This is a genomic window from Kosakonia sp. 1610, from assembly GCF_050435845.1.
GTDB classification, from domain to species: Bacteria; Pseudomonadota; Gammaproteobacteria; order Enterobacterales; family Enterobacteriaceae; genus Kosakonia; species Kosakonia cowanii.
This window is the reverse complement of record NZ_JBNDKZ010000001.1, coordinates 1-16,432: the sequence shown is the minus strand read 5'-3', so window position 1 is coordinate 16,432 and position 16,432 is coordinate 1. Positions and strand designations below refer to the sequence as shown.

Genomic DNA, 16,432 nt, shown 5'->3' with positions numbered 1-16,432 from the left:
ATCCCGCTATCGTCAACGCCTGATAAGCGGTTGAACTTTATTATCAATGGCTTCCCGCGCACGGAAGATACGAGAACGAACTGTACCCACCGGGCAATCCATGATGACCGCTATCTCTTCATAGCTTAGGCCATCCAGCTCCCGTAACGTAATTGCCATACGTAAATCTTCCGGGAGAGACTCAATAGTGCGGAAAACGATTTGTCGCAGTTCTTCTGACAACATTAAGTTCTCAGGGTTCGAAATTTCTTTCAGCGCGCCGCCGCTTTCGAAGTTTTCCGCTTCATTCGCATCCACATCGCTGGATGGCGGCCTGCGCCCCTGAGCAACCAGGTAATTTTTCGCTGTATTCACAGCAATACGGTAGAGCCAGGTATAAAAAGCGCTATCACCCCTGAAAGAATCAAGCGCGCGATAGGCCTTAATAAAGGACTCTTGTGCTACGTCAGGCACATCGCCTGAAGGGACATAACGAGAGACCAGACTCGCCACTTTATGCTGATAGCGCACCACCAGTAAGTTAAAGGCTTTCTGATCTCCCTTCTGGACCCTTTCAACAAGAATCTGATCCGTTAACTGCTCGCTCATCCGAGGTAAAGTCTCCCCAAAACCCATTTCCACGCGTAGCCAGAACGCCACTCCAAAACTGCATTATGAGCAAGCAGCCAATTAGAGAGCAGACCGGTAAGAAAGTTCCGTCACGCCTTTGTTTTTGTGCAGAGTTACGCAGAACTTTCGTTATCACTCATTATAAGTCTGCCGACTAACTGCACCCTGTTCTCAAAGAAAAGACCTTAAGATCGCCAGAGATTACCGCACTAATGCTTTTTTTTCATCCTTAATACACCTTAGTAAACAAACAGCCTTTTCTTAGATTTTATCCTCTCTCTTCAGCCACCAGCGCCCGTCATGTTTAGTGCTTAATACACAAAACAAAAAAATGTGCATTTGCTGTGCGGGTGGTGCTATTCTCGGGCAACACTTGTTTAGTAAATTAAACACACTATGCAAACAACTCCTGAACTCTCCTGTGATGTGCTGGTGATTGGCAGCGGTGCGGCGGGCCTCTCCGTTGCGTTACGTCTGGCTGAGCACCATTCCGTTATCGTTTTAAGCAAAGGGCCGGTCAGCGAAGGGTCAACACTCTACGCGCAGGGCGGTATTGCGGCGGTGTTTGATAAAACGGACAGCATCGCCTCGCATGTCGAAGATACCCTGATTGCCGGTGCCGGCATTGTCGATCGCCACGCGGCGGAGTTTGTCGCCAGCCATGCGCGTCACTGCGTACAGTGGCTTATCGACCAGGGCGTGATGTTTGATACGGAACTCAGTGAAAGCGGCGATGCCAGCTATCACCTCACCCGCGAAGGCGGGCATAGCCATCGGCGGATCCTTCATGCCGCTGATGCCACCGGCAAAGCGGTGGAGAACACGCTGGTGAGCCAGGCGATGAGCCACCCCAATATTCGCCTGCTTGAGCGCACCAATGCCGTTGACCTGATTATCTCTGACAAAATTGGCCTGCGCGGTGCACGCCGGGTGGTGGGCGCATGGGTGTGGAACCGCAATAAAGAGCAGGTTGAGACCTGTCGCGCAAAAGCGGTGGTGCTGGCCACTGGCGGCGCATCGAAGGTTTATCAGTACACCACCAACCCCGATATCGCTTCCGGCGATGGTATCGCCATGGCCTGGCGCGCGGGTTGCCGGGTAGCAAATCTCGAATTTAATCAGTTTCACCCCACCGCGCTGTTTCACCCGCAGGCGCGCAATTTCCTGCTGACGGAAGCGCTACGCGGCGAAGGTGCACACCTCAAACGTCCGGACGGCACGCGTTTTATGCCGGACTTCGACCCGCGCGGCGAACTCGCTCCGCGCGATGTGGTGGCGCGCGCCATCGACCATGAAATGAAACGCCTCGGCGTCGAGTGCATGTACCTGGATATCAGCCACAAACCGCCTGAGTTTGTGCGCCACCACTTCCCGATGATTTACGAGAAACTGCTTGGCCTCGGCATCGATCTGACTAAAGAGCCGGTGCCGATTGTGCCAGCGGCACACTACACCTGTGGCGGGGTGATGATTGACGATTGCGGCCGTACCGATGTTAATGGCCTCTATGCGGTTGGCGAAGTGAGCTACAGCGGGCTGCATGGCGCTAATCGCATGGCCTCTAACTCACTGCTGGAGTGTCTGGTCTATGGCTGGTCGGCCGCTGAAGATATTGCCCGCCGTATGCCGGGCGTCGAAAACGTGCCTGCGTTACCGGCGTGGGATGAGAGCCGTGTTGACGATGCCGATGAGCGGGTGATCCTGCAACATAACTGGCATGAGCTGCGGCTGTTTATGTGGGATTACGTCGGGATTGTGCGGACCACCAAACGCCTTGAGCGGGCGTTGCGGCGCATTAACTTGTTGCAGCAGGAAATTGACGAGTATTACGCGCACTTCCGCGTGTCAAATAACCTGCTTGAAGTGCGCAACCTGGTGCAAGTGGCGGAGCTGATTGTGCGCTGCGCAATGATGCGCAAAGAGAGTCGTGGCCTGCACTACACGCTGGATTACCCGCATCAGTTGCCGGAATCCGGGCCAACGGTGCTCTCGCCGCAAAGTTACATAAAAAGATAGAAGGCCTGGGTCAGCGCGCTATAGCTTTCTGAATAGCGCTGATCCGCGCCGCGGATCACCAGCCTGTCGGCAAACAGCTCGCCCTGGCGCGGCGAGAAGGCCAGCAGCACACGGTGCGGCAGGCGCCCTTCCGTTTCCGCGACATCGGTACGCAGCCGCAAATGCCAGCCGAGCTGTCGCGCTTTCTCGCTAAAGCCTTCGCAGGTTTCAACCGGCAGCACCACACAGAAAAAGCCCTCTTCGGTGATAAGCGTCGCGGCGATCTCCAGCAGCGTCTGGTGATCGAGGGTGGTGGTGTAACGCGCAAGGTCGCGCTCAGGCGTGGCGCACTTGACGCCCTCTTCAAAATAGGGCGGATTGCTGACAATAAGATCAAAACGCGCGGTGTTCTGCTGGCTCCAGGCGAGAATATCGGCGCAGTGGACGCGAATGCGATCGGCCCACACAGAAGCCTGCACGTTCTCCTGCGCCTGCCCTGCCGCCTGCTCATCAAGCTCAACCGCATCGACGGTTACATCATCTGCGGTACGCTGCGCCAGCATTAGCGCCAGTAAGCCGCTGCCGCTACCAATATCGAGAATATGACGGGCGCGGGAGACCGGTGCCCAGGCGCCTAACATCACACCATCGGTACCGACTTTCATGGCACAGCGGTCATGCGCGACGAAAAATGATTTAAACGTGAAGCCATCGCGGCGAAGCTGAGCCTTTGGCTGAGACATCTTTACAACCTCAAAACGGAAAACCGCTGTAGCATAGGGGAAAGCGTAGCGTCAGAAAAGCGATAAGCAGACAACAGATGAAGATTGCAGCCGTAACGTCTATAATCAGCGCCCCACACAGAGGTAGAACATGACTGTAACGACTTTTTCCGAACTCGAACTTGACGACAGCCTTCTGGACGCGCTCCAGAATAAAGGCTTTACACGCCCAACCGCTATCCAGGCCGCTGTCATTCCGCCTGCGCTTGAAGGGCGTGATGTCCTCGGTTCCGCGCCCACCGGGACAGGTAAAACCGCAGCCTTTTTGCTGCCGGCGTTGCAACACCTTCTGGACTTTCCGCGTAAGAAATCCGGCCCGCCGCGTATCCTGATCCTGACACCAACCCGTGAACTGGCGATGCAGGTTGCCGACCACGCGCGTGAACTGGCAGCAAACACCCATCTTGATATCGCCACCATTACTGGCGGCGTGGCGTATATGAACCACGCCGAAGTGTTCAGCGAAAACCAGGATATCGTGGTCGCCACCACCGGCCGCCTGCTGCAGTATATAAAAGAAGAGAACTTCGACTGCCGTGCGGTCGAGACGCTGATCCTTGACGAAGCGGACCGCATGCTGGACATGGGCTTCGCGCAGGATATCGAGACCATTGCGGCTGAAACGCGCTGGCGCAAGCAGACCATGCTCTTCTCCGCCACGCTGGAAGGCGACGCGATCAAAGATTTTGCCGAGCGCCTGCTGGAAGAGCCGGTTGAGGTCTCTGCCACGCCGTCGACCCGCGAGCGTAAAAAAATTCATCAGTGGTACTACCGTGCCGATGATGTGCAGCACAAAACCGCGCTGCTGGTGCACCTGCTGAAACAGCCGGACGCCACCCGCACCATCGTCTTTGTACGTAAGCGCGAGCGTGTGCATGAGCTGGCGACCTGGCTGCGTGAAGCGGGCATTAACAACTGCTATCTCGAAGGCGAGATGGTACAGATCAAGCGTAACGAAGCGATCAAGCGCCTGACCGAAGGCCGCGTCAATGTTCTGGTGGCAACCGACGTTGCCGCGCGCGGGATTGATATTCCCGATGTCAGCCACGTGATTAACTTTGATATGCCGCGCAGCGGTGATACTTACCTGCACCGTATCGGCCGTACCGGTCGCGCGGGACGTAAGGGCATCGCCATTTCACTGGTTGAAGCGCACGATCACCTGCTGCTGGGCAAAGTTGGCCGCTACGTTGAAGAGCCGCTGAAAGCGCGCGTCATTGATGAGCTGCGCCCGACAAGCCGTCCGCCAAGTGAAAAACTGAACGGCAAACCGTCGAAAAAAGCCTTAGCGAAGCGCGATGAGAAGAAAAAAGAGAAAGATAAAGAGAAGCCGCGCGTTAAGCAGCGCCATCGCGATACCAAGAATATTGGTAAGCGCCGCAAGCCGAGCACGGCGGGCAGCGAACAGCAGAAGAGCGAAAAGTAAAAAAACGCCGGGGAGACCCGGCGTTTTTTATTAGTGCCTGCGATTACAGGCTTTCAGTAAAGGTACGAGCGATAACGTCGCGCTGCTGTTCCGGTGTCAGCGAGTTGAAACGTACAGCGTAACCGGAAACACGAATTGTCAGCTGCGGGTATTTTTCCGGATGCTCAACGGCGTCCATCAGCGTTTCACGACGCAGCACGTTAACGTTCAGATGCTGGCCCCCTTCAACGCGCACTTCCGGCTGCACTTCCATCGGGATTTCGCGGTATTCGATATCGCCAAGTTTGCTTACTGCAACAACATCATCTTCAGCGAAACCGGCTTTCGCACAGACGCAGCGTGCTTCGCCCTTTTCGCTATCAAGCAGCCAGAATGAGTTCAACAGATCGTCATTAGCCGCTTTTGTAATCTGGATACCTGTAATCATGTATAGCCTCCCTAGGCAGATTAGGTGATTGACCGAACGCAGGTCGGCCAATTGGTAAAACCATTGTTGTCTGGTTGTTTATATACCAGCCCGCACCGGGCCATTCTTTGATTTTAGTCAATAAAAACCATACTGGAAAAATGGCTATTAGGGTTTGTTCTTGTTTTATATCAATTTATGCTTCTCGGGCGCACAAAAAATTTACGTAAATTTTCAACTATTTTTTAGCGGGTGTGCGATTTTGCGAGCGGCTGATTTTGTTCTGGAGAAAGAAGCAGTTAAGCTACGGCAAACCAACTTTGCAGGAGATCGGGATGACGACTTCATTGACATGGCATGACGTACTGGCAGAAGAGAAACAGCAGCCCTACTTTGTGAATACCCTGAATACCGTGGCCGCTGAACGCGAGTCCGGTGCGACGATCTATCCGCCGCAGAAAGATGTCTTCAACGCCTTTCGTTTTACCGAGCTTGGCGATGTGAAAGTCGTGATCCTGGGCCAGGATCCCTATCATGGCCCCGGTCAGGCGCATGGGCTGGCCTTTTCCGTGCGGCCCGGTGTCGCCGTTCCCCCCTCTTTATTGAATATGTACAAAGAGTTAGAGAAAACCGTGCCGGGCTTTACCCGTCCTACTCACGGTTACCTTGAGAGCTGGGCGCGCCAGGGCGTGTTGTTGCTTAATACGGTGCTTACAGTGCGCGCCGGGCAAGCGCACTCTCACGCCAGCCTCGGTTGGGAAACCTTTACCGATAAAGTTATCAGCCTGATTAATGAGCACCGTGAAGGCGTGGTCTTTTTACTGTGGGGATCGCATGCGCAGAAGAAGGGGGCGATTATCGACAGGAAACGCCATCATGTGCTGACCGCGCCGCACCCGTCGCCGCTTTCGGCTCATCGCGGCTTTTTTGGCTGTAACCATTTTGTGCTGGCGAATGAGTGGCTGGAGCAGCATGGCGAAAAGCCGATTAACTGGATGCCGGAACTGCCGGCGGAAAGCGAATAGGGTATGCGGGAAATGTGCCGGATGGCGGCGTTGCCTTATCCGGCCTACGAAACAGCCAGCGGAACGCGAACAGGGTATTCGGGAAATATGCCGGATGGCGGCGTTGCCTTATCCGGCCTACAAAAGTGCTGCGGGTAAGGCCGGGTAGACGCACGCGCCGCCCGACCTTGATACCTTATGCCTTATTCTGACGCCACCACTCGGCGAGCAATACGCCGGTTGCGACCGAAACGTTGAGGCTTTCAACGTTGCCGGTACCTTCAATGGAGACGCTCAGATCGGCGCGCGACAGCGTTTCATCGGAAATACCATCACGCTCCTGGCCTAACACCAGCACCATCTTCTTCGGCAGTTCGGCTTTGAACAGCGGCGTGCCGTTATGGCTGGATGTTGTCACCAGCGCGTAACCCGCCTGACGGAATGCTTCCAGCGCGCCGACAAAACTTTCGCCGGTGATCGCCTGAACGTGCTCCGCCCCGCCCTCTGCGGTACGTACCGCAGCACCGGATTCGATCACGCCCGCATCCTGCAACACTACGCCTTTTACGCCAAAGTGCGCGCAGCTACGCATAATCGCGCCGAGGTTGTGCGGGTTACCCACATCTTCCAGCGCCAGTACGCAATCTTCTTCACCTGCGCTCGCCACCCACTTCTCAACGCTCAGACCGTTGCGTTTTTTGATCAGGAAGCAGACGCCGCCGTGGTGCTCGGTGCCGGACGCTTTTGCCAGCTCCTGCTCATCGACCACGTGGTACGCTTTGCGGTTAGCCGCCATCCAGCGCAGCGCTTCTTTAAAGCGCGGCGTGACGCTCTGCACAAACCAGGCGCGCACGATGCAATCCGGGCGGCTGCTGAACAGCGCCTGGCAGGCGTTTTCGCCATACACGCGCGTCTCTTCTGCGCGCTGACGGCGCAGTACTTCAGGATCGATATAACTTTTACCGCTAATACCGCCGTGGTCCGGCTTCTCCGGCGTTTCCTCACCGGGTGCGCGTGACACGGTGCGCCACGGTGAATCACCCCGTGCGCTGTAATCATCACGCGGTGCGCGACTTCTCTCATCGCGTTGCGGACGACCACCTCTGTCATCACGTGCAGAACGACCTTTGTCGTCACGGCCCGGGCGACTTCTGTCATTGCGGGAAGCGTTTCCGGTACGTGCAGGCCCTTTCCCGGTACGCGGGTTATGACCTCGTTTATCGGAATCATCATCACTGCGGACATACATCACTTTGACCTTGCCGCTCTTGTTCTTTAACTCATCGTTCATGCTTTTCTCCACCAGCGCTGCGCGAAGCGCGCAGATTACCTGATGTGCCGACGCTTCGCCATTAATTCATTCAAAAGCCAGCGACTATTGTACTCATTGAATAAACCACGTTGTTGTTTAAAACCTGTACATCAATAATACGTAACATTGTAGAAACATAACGGCATCATGCCGCTGTGTACCACCGCTTCCCTGAGGTTAGTTATGAATACCGTATGTGCAAGCTGCCAGGCGTTGAACCGTATCCCACAAGAACGCATGCAAGATGCAGCGAAATGTGGGCGTTGCGGGCACGAGCTGTTCGACGGCGACGTGATCAACGCCACCGGCGAAACGCTCGATAAACTCCTGAAAGACGATCTGCCGGTGGTCGTCGATTTCTGGGCACCGTGGTGCGGCCCATGCCGTAACTTTGCGCCGATCTTTGAAGATGTGGCGGAAGAGCGCAGTGGCCAGGTACGCTTTGTGAAAGTGAACACCGAAGCAGAGCGTGAACTGAGCGCGCGGTTTCGCATTCGTAGCATTCCGACCATCATGCTGTTCAAAAATGGCGAAGTGGTGGACATGCTGAGCGGCGCGGTGCCGAAAGCCCCGTTCGACAGCTGGCTGAACGAATCTCTTTGATCCTGTCGGGGCGCATCTTGTGCCCCGTTTTTACCTCTGCGACAATGGCGTTTTTCCTGTGCGACCGCCATGACTGATAACGCCGTTCTCAAACTCCGCGCTGAGCGCCTTGCCCGCTCGACCCGCCCTTTTCTTGCGCGTGGTAATCGCATCCGTCGCTGTCAGCGCTGTCTGCTGCCGCTGCGCAACTGCCTGTGCGACACCTTAAAGCCAACCGCTGCCGCCAGCCGATTCTGCCTGGTGATGTTCGATACCGAGCCAATGAAGCCGAGTAATACCGGGCGTTTAATTGCCGATGTGCTGCCCGATACGCTGGCGTTTCAGTGGTCGCGCACCGAACCACCGCAGGAGCTCATCGATTTATGCACCAGCGATGCCTATCAACCGATGGTGGTGTTTCCCGCTTCTTATGCTGGCAGTGAGCGACAAGTGCTGAGCGCGCCGCCCGCAGGAAAACCGCCGTTGTTTATTATGCTCGACGGCACCTGGACCGAAGCGCGCAAGATGTTCCGCAAAAGCCCCTATCTTGATGCCCTGCCGATTATCTCCGTCGATCTGTCGCGGGTTTCGGCCTATCGCCTACGGGAAGCGCACGCCGAGGACCAATACTGCACGGCGGAAGTGGCCATCGCCCTGCTCGACCTGGCCGGTGATAACGCCGCAGCGCAGGCATTAGGCGATCATTTCACGCTGTTTCGTGAGCGCTATCTGGCCGGGAAACCGCATCATTCGTCCACCGTCACAGCAAAAGCGGAAGAAAGCGTTTAAAATCATCGGGTCGCTTATTTGTGGAGACCGGTATGAGCCAGCGAGGGTTGGAAGCGTTATTACGTCCCCGTTCGATTGCGGTTATTGGCGCATCCATGAAACCGGATCGCGCCGGTTTTCTGATGATGCGCAATCTTCTCGCTGGCGGTTTTGCCGGGCCGGTGCTGCCGGTCACGCCCGCCTATAAAGCCGTGCAGGGCGTGCTCGCCTGGCCGGATGTCGCCAGCCTCCCCTTTACCCCCGATCTCGCGGTGCTCTGCACCCATGCGAAGCGCAATCTGGCGCAGCTGGAGGCGCTTGGCGAAAAGGGGTGTAAAACCTGCATTATTCTTTCGGCCCCACCGGAACAGCATGCTGAATTACTCGCCTGCGCAGGCCGCTATCAGATGCGCCTGCTCGGGCCAAACAGCTTAGGGCTGCTCGCGCCGTGGCAGGGTCTGAACGCCAGTTTCTCACCGGTGCCGATTACGCGCGGCAAGCTGGCGTTTATTTCCCAGTCCGCTGCCGTCTCTAATACCATTCTTGACTGGGCGCAGCAGCGCGAGATGGGGTTCTCCTACTTTATTGCGCTCGGCGACAGCCTCGATATCGACGTTGATGAGCTGCTTGATTTCCTGGCCCGGGATAGCAAGACCAGCGCCATTCTGCTCTATCTGGAGCACCTCAGCGATGCGCGCCGTTTTGTCTCCGCCGCCCGCAGCGCATCGCGCAATAAACCGATTCTGGTGATCAAAAGTGGCCGCAGCCCCGAAGCGCAGCGCTTGCTGCATGCCCATTCAGGGCTCGATCCCGCCTGGGACGCGGCAATCCAGCGCGCTGGTTTACTGCGCGTACAGGATACCCACGAACTCTTCTCCGCTGTTGAGACCTTAAGCCATATGCGCCCGCTGCGCGGCGAGCGGCTAATGATTATCAGCAACGGTGCGGCACCCGCAGCGCTGGCACTGGATCAGCTCTGGTCACGCAATGGCAAGCTGGCGACGTTAAGCGAAGAGACGCTGGCGCAACTCTCTGCTGTGCTGCCGGAGTCTGTCGCCGCCGGCAACCCGCTCGATCTGCGCGATGATGCCAGTAGCGAACGCTACGCCGCAGCCCTCAACATCCTGCTCGACAGCCACGATTACGATGCATTGATGGTGATCCACGCGCCTAGCGCCGCGGCACCGGGCAGCGAAAGCGCGCTGGCGTTGATCGACGTATTGAAAAAACACCCGCGCGGCAAATATGTCACCGTGCTGACTAACTGGTGCGGCGAGTTCTCGTCGCAGGAGGCGCGTCGGCTCTTTAGCGAAGCGGGGCTGCCGACTTACCGTACGCCGGAAGGGACCATTACCGCCTTTATGCATATGGTTGAGTATCGCCGTAACCAGAAGCAGCTGCGTGAAACCCCGGCGCTCTCCCAACGCCTGACGGCAGATACCGCCGATGCACGGAAACTGCTGCAACAGGCGCTGGCCGAGGGCGCAACGACGCTCGACACCCATGAGGTGCAGCCAATTTTGCGTGCCTGGGGGCTGCAAACGCTGCCAACCTGGATTGCGGGCGACAGCGCTGAAGCGGTACATATTGCTGAGCAAATTGGCTACCCCGTCGCGCTGAAGCTGCGCTCGCCCGATATTCCGCATAAATCTGAGGTTCAGGGGGTAATGCTCTATCTGCGTACCGCCAAAGAGGTGCAGCAGGCGGCGGATGCCATTATTGAGCGCGTTAAGCTCAACTGGCCGCAGGCACGCATTCAGGGTTTGCAGGTGCAGAGCATGGCGAACCGCGCAGGCGCGCAGGAGTTGCGGGTGGTGGTAGAGCACGATCCGGTGTTTGGCCCGCTGATTATGCTCGGTGAAGGCGGCGTCGAGTGGCGCGCGGAGGATCAGGCTGCGGTGGCGTTGCCGCCGCTCAATATGAACCTCGCCCGCTATCTGGTGATTCAGGCAATTAAGCGTAAAAAGATCCGTGGCCGCAGCGCCTTACGTTCGCTCGATATTGCCGGGCTGAGCCAGTTTCTGGTGCAGGTCTCCAATCTGATTATTGATTGCCCGGAGATCGCGCGGCTCGATATTCACCCTCTGCTGGCGTCCGGCAGCGAATTCACGGCGTTGGATGTCTCGATGACGTTAGCGGCGGCCAGCGAAAATGGCGAAGCGCGGCTGGCGATCCGCCCCTATCCGCAATATCTCGAAGAGCAGGTGACGATGAAAAACGGCGAGCACTGCCTGTTCCGCCCGATCCTGCCGGAAGATGAGCCTCTGCTGCAGCAATTTATCTCGCAGGTAACGAAAGAGGATCTCTATTACCGTTACTTTAGCGAGATCAACGAATTTACCCATGATGATTTAGCGAATATGACGCAAATCGACTACGATCGGGAAATGGCATTTGTCGCAGTACGCCGCACGGAGCAGGGTGAAGAGATCCTCGGCGTAACCCGTGCGATATCGGATCCGGATAACATTGATGCCGAATTTTCCGTGTTAGTGCGTTCTGATTTAAAAGGTCTTGGGCTTGGGCGGCGTCTGCTGGAAAAACTTATTGCCTATACCCGGGATCACGGACTTAAGCGTTTGAATGGTATTACTATGCCCAACAATCGCGGTATGGTGACGCTGGCGCGTAAACTGGGATTTGATGTCGATATCCAGATGGAAGACGGGATTGTAGGACTTTCACTTCCTCTGGCAGAGACGGCGCAATCCTGAGTAAGGTACTGGAAATGTTGACCACTTTAGTGGACACGGTGTTATTATTGCCCGCTTATGTCGTCTGCATGGTACAGAAGACCCTTCAATAAACAGAGAAGAAACGCACTGTGATGTTGTCAAAATTTAAGCGTAATAAACATCAACAACACCTTGCCCAACTCCCCAAGCTTTCTCAGTCAGTTGATGAGGTAGAGTTCTTCTACTCACCGGCCGATTTCAGGGAGACGTTGCTTGCCCGGATAGCGAGCGCGACACGCCAAATCTATATCATCGCCCTTTATCTGGAACAGGACGATGGCGGCAAAGGCGTAATGAACGCGCTGTATGAAGCAAAACGTCAGCGTCCGGAGCTGGACGTGCGCGTACTGGTTGACTGGCATCGCGCCCAGCGTGGCCGCATTGGTGCGGCGGCGTCCAACACCAACGCTGACTGGTACTGCCGTTTAGCGCAGGAGAATCCCGGCGTTGATGTTCCTGTTTATGGCGTGCCGGTCAATACGCGCGAAGCTCTCGGCGTTCTCCATTTCAAAGGCTTTATTATCGATGACGCGGTGCTTTACAGCGGCGCGAGCCTCAATGATGTTTACCTCCATCAACATGATAAATATCGCTATGACCGCTATCAGCTGATCTGCAATCCGCAGATGGCGGAAGTGATGCGCGGCTGGCTGGAGTCAAACCTGATTCACGGGCGCGGTGTTAATCGTCTTGACGATCCAGCGCGGCCAAAAAGCCCGGAAATTAAAAACGATATTCGCCAGTTCCGCCAGGCGTTGCGCGATGCCTCGTTCCATTTTGAGGGCAACGCCAGCAATGACGAACTGGCGGTTACGCCGCTGGTTGGCCTCGGGAAATCGAGCCTGCTGAATAAAACTATCTTCCATCTGATGCCTTGTGCGGAACAGAAACTGACTATCTGTACTCCGTACTTCAACCTGCCGGCAGTGCTGGTTCGCAACATTATCCAGCTGCTGCGCGATGGGAAAAAGGTGGAGATTATCGTTGGCGATAAAACAGCGAATGACTTTTTTATCCCGGAAGATGAGCCGTTCAAAATCATCGGCGCGCTGCCCTATCTTTATGAGATTAACCTGCGCCGTTTCCTGAGCCGCCTGCAGTACTACGTTAATACCGACCAGCTTGTGGTGCGCCTGTGGAAAGATGGCGATAACAGTTATCACCTGAAAGGGATGTGGGTCGACGATGAGTGGATGCTGCTGACGGGTAATAATCTCAACCCGCGCGCCTGGCGTCTGGATCTGGAAAACGCGGTTCTGATCCACGATCCGAAACAGCAGCTGGCGGCGCAGCGCGATAAAGAGCTGGAACTTATCCGCACCCATACGACAGTGGTGAACCACTATCGCGATCTGCAAAGCATCGCCGAGTACCCGGTGAAAGTGCGTAAGCTTATTCGTCGCTTGCGCCGTATCCGTATCGATAAACTGATCAGCCGGATCCTCTAATATCGAAGCCCTGTCTTATGACGGGGCTTTTTTTCAGGTCTCTGCGTATGAACAAAGCCTGTCTGTTAAGCACCCTCTTATTAACCGGCTGTAGCCACATGGCGAACGATAGCTGGAGCGGCCAGGATAAAGCGCAGCACTTTCTGGCCTCGGCCATGCTCTCTGCCGCAGGGAATGAGTATGCGCAGCATCAGGGTATCAGCCGCGATCGCAGCGCTCTTATCGGCGTGATGTTTTCAGTAAGTCTTGGTGCGTCGAAGGAGCTGTGGGACAGCCGCCCGGCGGGGAGCGGCTGGAGCTGGAAAGATTTTGCCTGGGATGTCGCCGGTGCCACAACGGGCTATGCCGTGTGGCAACTGGCTGAACATTAGAGGCGTATGCCCTTCCCTTTGCGGTGCAGCGTCAGCGATACCAGAAATGCCACTGCGCCCATTGCGGTGACGTACCAGAAGAAAGCGGTTTCGAAACCGACTGATTTTAATGACAGCGCCACGTATTCAGCCGATCCGCCAAACAGTGCATTCGCCACGGCATAAGATAAGCCAACGCCCAGAGCACGCACCTGCGCCGGGAACATCTCCGCTTTTAATATCCCACTGATTGAGGTGTAGAAACTGGCGATTACCAGCGCCAGCATGACGAGTGCGAAAGCAGCATAGGGTGAAGTTACGCTGTGCAGCGCCGTGAGGATTGGCACCGTACAAGCGGTCGCCAGCCCGCCAAACAGCAGCATGGAAGTGCGCCGCCCGATGCGGTCGGATAACGCACCAATAATCGGCTGGATCAGCATAAAGAGGAACAGCGCTGCGGTCATGATGACGCTGGCAACATTCGCATGCATCCCAGCAGTATTGACCAGGTATTTCTGCATATAGGTGGTAAAGGTGTAGAAGGTGAGTGAGCCGCCGGCGGTAAAGCCAAGCACCATCAAAAATGCTTTGCGGTTGCGCCACAGCCCTTTCATAGAGCCAGCTTCTTTCAGAGATCGCACTTCCTGCTGGGAGGTTTCATCCAGCTGGCGACGTAACCAGAGCGCGACAATGGCCAGCGCTGCGCCCAGCGCGAAAGGTATACGCCATCCCCAGGCCCTGAGTTCTGAGTCTTCCATCACTTGCTGCAGGATCACCACAACCAGCAATGCCAGCAGTTGTCCGCCGATCAGGGTGACATACTGGAATGAGGCATAAAACCCTTTGCGTCCTTCAACTGCCACTTCGCTCATGTAGGTCGCGCTTGTGCCATATTCGCCGCCAACCGACAGCCCTTGAAAGAGACGTGCTAACAGCAGTAATGCCGGAGCCCAGGTACCGATGGTTTCATATCCCGGTAAGCACGCGATCACTAACGAGCCTAAACACATCATGCAGACCGAGATCAGCATCGATCTTTTACGCCCATGACGATCGGCAATACGACCAAATAACCACCCGCCGATGGGGCGCATCAGGAAACCTGCGGCAAAAACACCGGCAGTCTGAAGCAGTTGAGTAGTAGGGTTACCTTGCGGGAAAAAGATGTGCGCAAAATAGAGGGAGCAAAAAGAGTAGACGTAAAAATCGAACCACTCTACCAGGTTACCCGATGAGGCCCCGACGATGGCCCATACCCGGCGACGCGTATCGCTGCTGGTGAGAGAGGCATTATTTTTCATGCTGTTTTCAGCCATTCGTATGTAACTCCTGCTTACAATAGGTATTATTTTTAGAGCGAACGTCCCTGCTCAATGTGGACAAAAGAGGGAGATGTTACATGTTTGTTATGGTTAAAAGGTGACGTAGATCCCATTTCGACTTAGGTAGGTTAGTAATTAAGATTATGACCCGGCGGGTACGTTTGTCATGCCTGGTAACAGCGGCGGGATTATACGTGTTGAGGTTAAATGATCTTTTCCAGCAAGGCAGGCTATGGTGGAAAAAGAATAGCAAAAAGCCTCATGCTTTCGCATGAGGCTTTCGCTTTGTTTGATGCCTGGCAGTTCCCTACTCTCGCATGGGGAGACCCCACACTACCATCGGCGCTACGGCGTTTCACTTCTGAGTTCGGCATGGGGTCAGGTGGGACCACCGCGCTAGTGCCGCCAGGCAAATTCTGTTGTCATGCCGCTTACCGCCGCACAACTAATCTGGTATCAGCTGAAAATCGTCTCTCATCGCCAAAACATCTTCGGCGTTGTAAGGTTAAGCCTCACGGTTCATTAGTACCGGTTAGCTCAACGCATCGCTGCGCTTACACACCCGGCCTATCAACGTCGTCGTCTTCAACGTTCCTTCAGGAGACTTAAAGTCTCAGGGAGAACTCATCTCGGGGCAAGTTTCGTGCTTAGATGCTTTCAGCACTTATCTCTTCCGCATTTAGCTACCGGGCAGTGCCATTGGCATGACAACCCGAACACCAGTGATGCGTCCACTCCGGTCCTCTCGTACTAGGAGCAGCCCCCCTCAATTCTCCAGCGCCCACGGCAGATAGGGACCGAACTGTCTCACGACGTTCTAAACCCAGCTCGCGTACCACTTTAAATGGCGAACAGCCATACCCTTGGGACCTACTTCAGCCCCAGGATGTGATGAGCCGACATCGAGGTGCCAAACACCGCCGTCGATATGAACTCTTGGGCGGTATCAGCCTGTTATCCCCGGAGTACCTTTTATCCGTTGAGCGATGGCCCTTCCATTCAGAACCACCGGATCACTATGACCTGCTTTCGCACCTGCTCGCGCCGTCACGCTCGCAGTCAAGCCAGCTTATGCCATTGCACTAACCTCCTGATGTCCGACCAGGATTAGCTGACCTTCGTGCTCCTCCGTTACGCTTTAGGAGGAGACCGCCCCAGTCAAACTACCCACCAGACACTGTCCGCAACCCGGATTACGGGTCCACGTTAGAACATCAAACATTAAAGGGTGGTATTTCAAGGTTGGCTCCACGCAGACTGGCGTCCACGCTTCAAAGCCTCCCACCTATCCTACACATCAAGGCTCAATGTTCAGTGTCAAGCTATAGTAAAGGTTCACGGGGTCTTTCCGTCTTGCCGCGGGTACACTGCATCTTCACAGCGAGTTCAATTTCACTGAGTCTCGGGTGGAGACAGCCTGGCCATCATTACGCCATTCGTGCAGGTCGGAACTTACCCGACAAGGAATTTCGCTACCTTAGGACCGTTATAGTTACGGCCGCCGTTTACCGGGGCTTCGATCAAGAGCTTCACCTTGCGGTTGACCCCATCAATTAACCTTCCGGCACCGGGCAGGCGTCACACCGTATACGTCCACTTTCGTGTTTGCACAGTGCTGTGTTTTTAATAAACAGTTGCAGCCAGCTGGTATCTTCGACTGGTTTCAGCTCCGCGAGCAAGTCGCTTCACCTAC

At 55.5% G+C, this 16,432-nt stretch carries 13 protein-coding genes and 2 rRNA genes; 8 read left to right on the top strand and 7 right to left on the bottom strand.

Translation table 11 applies throughout. The features are described 5' to 3' along the window. Positions 1 to 12 precede the first annotated feature (12 nt). Positions 13 to 588, bottom strand: coding sequence for an RNA polymerase sigma factor RpoE (gene rpoE, locus ABIC80_RS00075; RefSeq protein ID WP_042716751.1), 576 nt, complete (start codon positions 586 to 588; stop codon positions 13 to 15). A gap of 417 nt (positions 589 to 1,005) precedes the next feature. Between rpoE and nadB the strand changes: the two genes are divergently transcribed. After that, complete coding sequence (gene nadB, locus ABIC80_RS00070; RefSeq protein ID WP_429174904.1) at positions 1,006 to 2,625, top strand: L-aspartate oxidase; 1,620 nt, start codon at positions 1,006 to 1,008, stop codon at positions 2,623 to 2,625. Here the strand turns inward: nadB and trmN are convergent. Next, positions 2,610 to 3,347 (bottom strand): tRNA(1)(Val) (adenine(37)-N(6))-methyltransferase TrmN, encoded by a 738-nt coding sequence (gene trmN, locus ABIC80_RS00065; protein WP_042716757.1) that lies wholly within the window; start codon positions 3,345 to 3,347, stop codon positions 2,610 to 2,612. The two genes, nadB and trmN, sit on opposite strands and share 16 nt — an antisense overlap. Before the next feature lie 130 nt (positions 3,348 to 3,477). Here trmN and srmB point away from each other — a divergent pair, with 130 nt between their 5' ends. Then, entirely contained in the window at positions 3,478 to 4,812 is a 1,335-nt protein-coding gene (gene srmB, locus ABIC80_RS00060) for an ATP-dependent RNA helicase SrmB (RefSeq protein ID WP_042716759.1), read from the top strand. 43 nt (positions 4,813 to 4,855) lie between these two features. Here the strand turns inward: srmB and grcA are convergent, their stop codons facing one another. Next, entirely contained in the window at positions 4,856 to 5,239 is a 384-nt protein-coding gene (gene grcA, locus ABIC80_RS00055; RefSeq protein WP_023481164.1) for an autonomous glycyl radical cofactor GrcA, read from the bottom strand. A 314-nt stretch (positions 5,240 to 5,553) separates the two neighbouring features. Between grcA and ung the strand changes: the two genes are divergently transcribed. Beyond that, entirely contained in the window at positions 5,554 to 6,243 is a 690-nt protein-coding gene (gene ung / locus ABIC80_RS00050; protein WP_429174903.1) for a uracil-DNA glycosylase, read from the top strand. Positions 6,244 to 6,418: 175 nt separating this feature from the next. On the opposite strand, the gene ABIC80_RS00045 is transcribed toward ung, so the two are convergent. Continuing rightward, complete coding sequence (locus ABIC80_RS00045; protein WP_042714816.1) at positions 6,419 to 7,513, bottom strand: tRNA/rRNA methyltransferase; 1,095 nt, start codon at positions 7,511 to 7,513, stop codon at positions 6,419 to 6,421. Between the two features lie 204 nt (positions 7,514 to 7,717). On the opposite strand from ABIC80_RS00045, the gene trxC reads away from it, so the two are divergent. From trxC to ABIC80_RS00020, 5 genes are all read left to right on the top strand, one after another. Continuing rightward, a complete protein-coding gene (gene trxC / locus ABIC80_RS00040; protein ID WP_023481256.1) occupies positions 7,718 to 8,137 on the top strand; it encodes a thioredoxin TrxC in 420 nt (139 codons plus the stop codon). A gap of 69 nt (positions 8,138 to 8,206) precedes the next feature. Then, positions 8,207 to 8,905, top strand: coding sequence for a tRNA-uridine aminocarboxypropyltransferase (locus tag ABIC80_RS00035; RefSeq protein ID WP_139965101.1), 699 nt, complete (start codon positions 8,207 to 8,209; stop codon positions 8,903 to 8,905). A 32-nt stretch (positions 8,906 to 8,937) separates the two neighbouring features. Next, entirely contained in the window at positions 8,938 to 11,598 is a 2,661-nt protein-coding gene (locus tag ABIC80_RS00030) for a bifunctional acetate--CoA ligase family protein/GNAT family N-acetyltransferase (RefSeq protein WP_429174901.1), read from the top strand. A 113-nt stretch (positions 11,599 to 11,711) separates the two neighbouring features. Further along, positions 11,712 to 13,067 (top strand): CDP-diacylglycerol--serine O-phosphatidyltransferase, encoded by a 1,356-nt coding sequence (gene pssA, locus ABIC80_RS00025; protein WP_429174900.1) that lies wholly within the window; start codon positions 11,712 to 11,714, stop codon positions 13,065 to 13,067. A gap of 47 nt (positions 13,068 to 13,114) precedes the next feature. Continuing rightward, positions 13,115 to 13,438: a YfiM family lipoprotein gene (locus ABIC80_RS00020; RefSeq protein WP_094421627.1), complete on the top strand. Its 324-nt coding sequence runs from the start codon at positions 13,115 to 13,117 to the stop codon at positions 13,436 to 13,438. Here the strand turns inward: ABIC80_RS00020 and ABIC80_RS00015 are convergent. The 3 genes from ABIC80_RS00015 to ABIC80_RS00005 form a co-directional block, all read right to left on the bottom strand. After that, on the bottom strand, positions 13,435 to 14,733 hold the full coding sequence (locus ABIC80_RS00015; RefSeq protein ID WP_429174897.1) for an MFS transporter: 1,299 nt from the start codon (positions 14,731 to 14,733) through the stop codon (positions 13,435 to 13,437). The genes ABIC80_RS00020 and ABIC80_RS00015 overlap by 4 nt on opposite strands. A gap of 300 nt (positions 14,734 to 15,033) precedes the next feature. Next, positions 15,034 to 15,149: ribosomal RNA gene (gene rrf, locus ABIC80_RS00010) — 5S ribosomal RNA — on the bottom strand. Positions 15,150 to 15,240: 91 nt separating this feature from the next. Beyond that, positions 15,241 to 16,432: ribosomal RNA gene (locus tag ABIC80_RS00005) — 23S ribosomal RNA — on the bottom strand; the annotation flags it as partial.

Excerpts from the sequence above, each read along its gene's own strand:
- rpoE (WP_042716751.1), bottom strand. The coding sequence starts at position 588 with ATGAGCGAGCAGTTAACGGATCAGATTCTTGTTGAAAGGGTCCAGAAG.
- nadB (WP_429174904.1), top strand. The coding sequence starts at position 1,006 with ATGCAAACAACTCCTGAACTCTCCTGTGATGTGCTGGTGATTGGCAGC.
- trmN (WP_042716757.1), bottom strand. The coding sequence starts at position 3,347 with ATGTCTCAGCCAAAGGCTCAGCTTCGCCGCGATGGCTTCACGTTTAAA.
- srmB (WP_042716759.1), top strand. The coding sequence starts at position 3,478 with ATGACTGTAACGACTTTTTCCGAACTCGAACTTGACGACAGCCTTCTG.
- grcA (WP_023481164.1), bottom strand. The coding sequence starts at position 5,239 with ATGATTACAGGTATCCAGATTACAAAAGCGGCTAATGACGATCTGTTG.
- ung (WP_429174903.1), top strand. The coding sequence starts at position 5,554 with ATGACGACTTCATTGACATGGCATGACGTACTGGCAGAAGAGAAACAG.
- ABIC80_RS00045 (WP_042714816.1), bottom strand. The coding sequence starts at position 7,513 with ATGAACGATGAGTTAAAGAACAAGAGCGGCAAGGTCAAAGTGATGTAT.
- trxC (WP_023481256.1), top strand. The coding sequence starts at position 7,718 with ATGAATACCGTATGTGCAAGCTGCCAGGCGTTGAACCGTATCCCACAA.
- ABIC80_RS00035 (WP_139965101.1), top strand. The coding sequence starts at position 8,207 with ATGACTGATAACGCCGTTCTCAAACTCCGCGCTGAGCGCCTTGCCCGC.
- ABIC80_RS00030 (WP_429174901.1), top strand. The coding sequence starts at position 8,938 with ATGAGCCAGCGAGGGTTGGAAGCGTTATTACGTCCCCGTTCGATTGCG.
- pssA (WP_429174900.1), top strand. The coding sequence starts at position 11,712 with ATGTTGTCAAAATTTAAGCGTAATAAACATCAACAACACCTTGCCCAA.
- ABIC80_RS00020 (WP_094421627.1), top strand. The coding sequence starts at position 13,115 with ATGAACAAAGCCTGTCTGTTAAGCACCCTCTTATTAACCGGCTGTAGC.
- ABIC80_RS00015 (WP_429174897.1), bottom strand. The coding sequence starts at position 14,733 with ATGGCTGAAAACAGCATGAAAAATAATGCCTCTCTCACCAGCAGCGAT.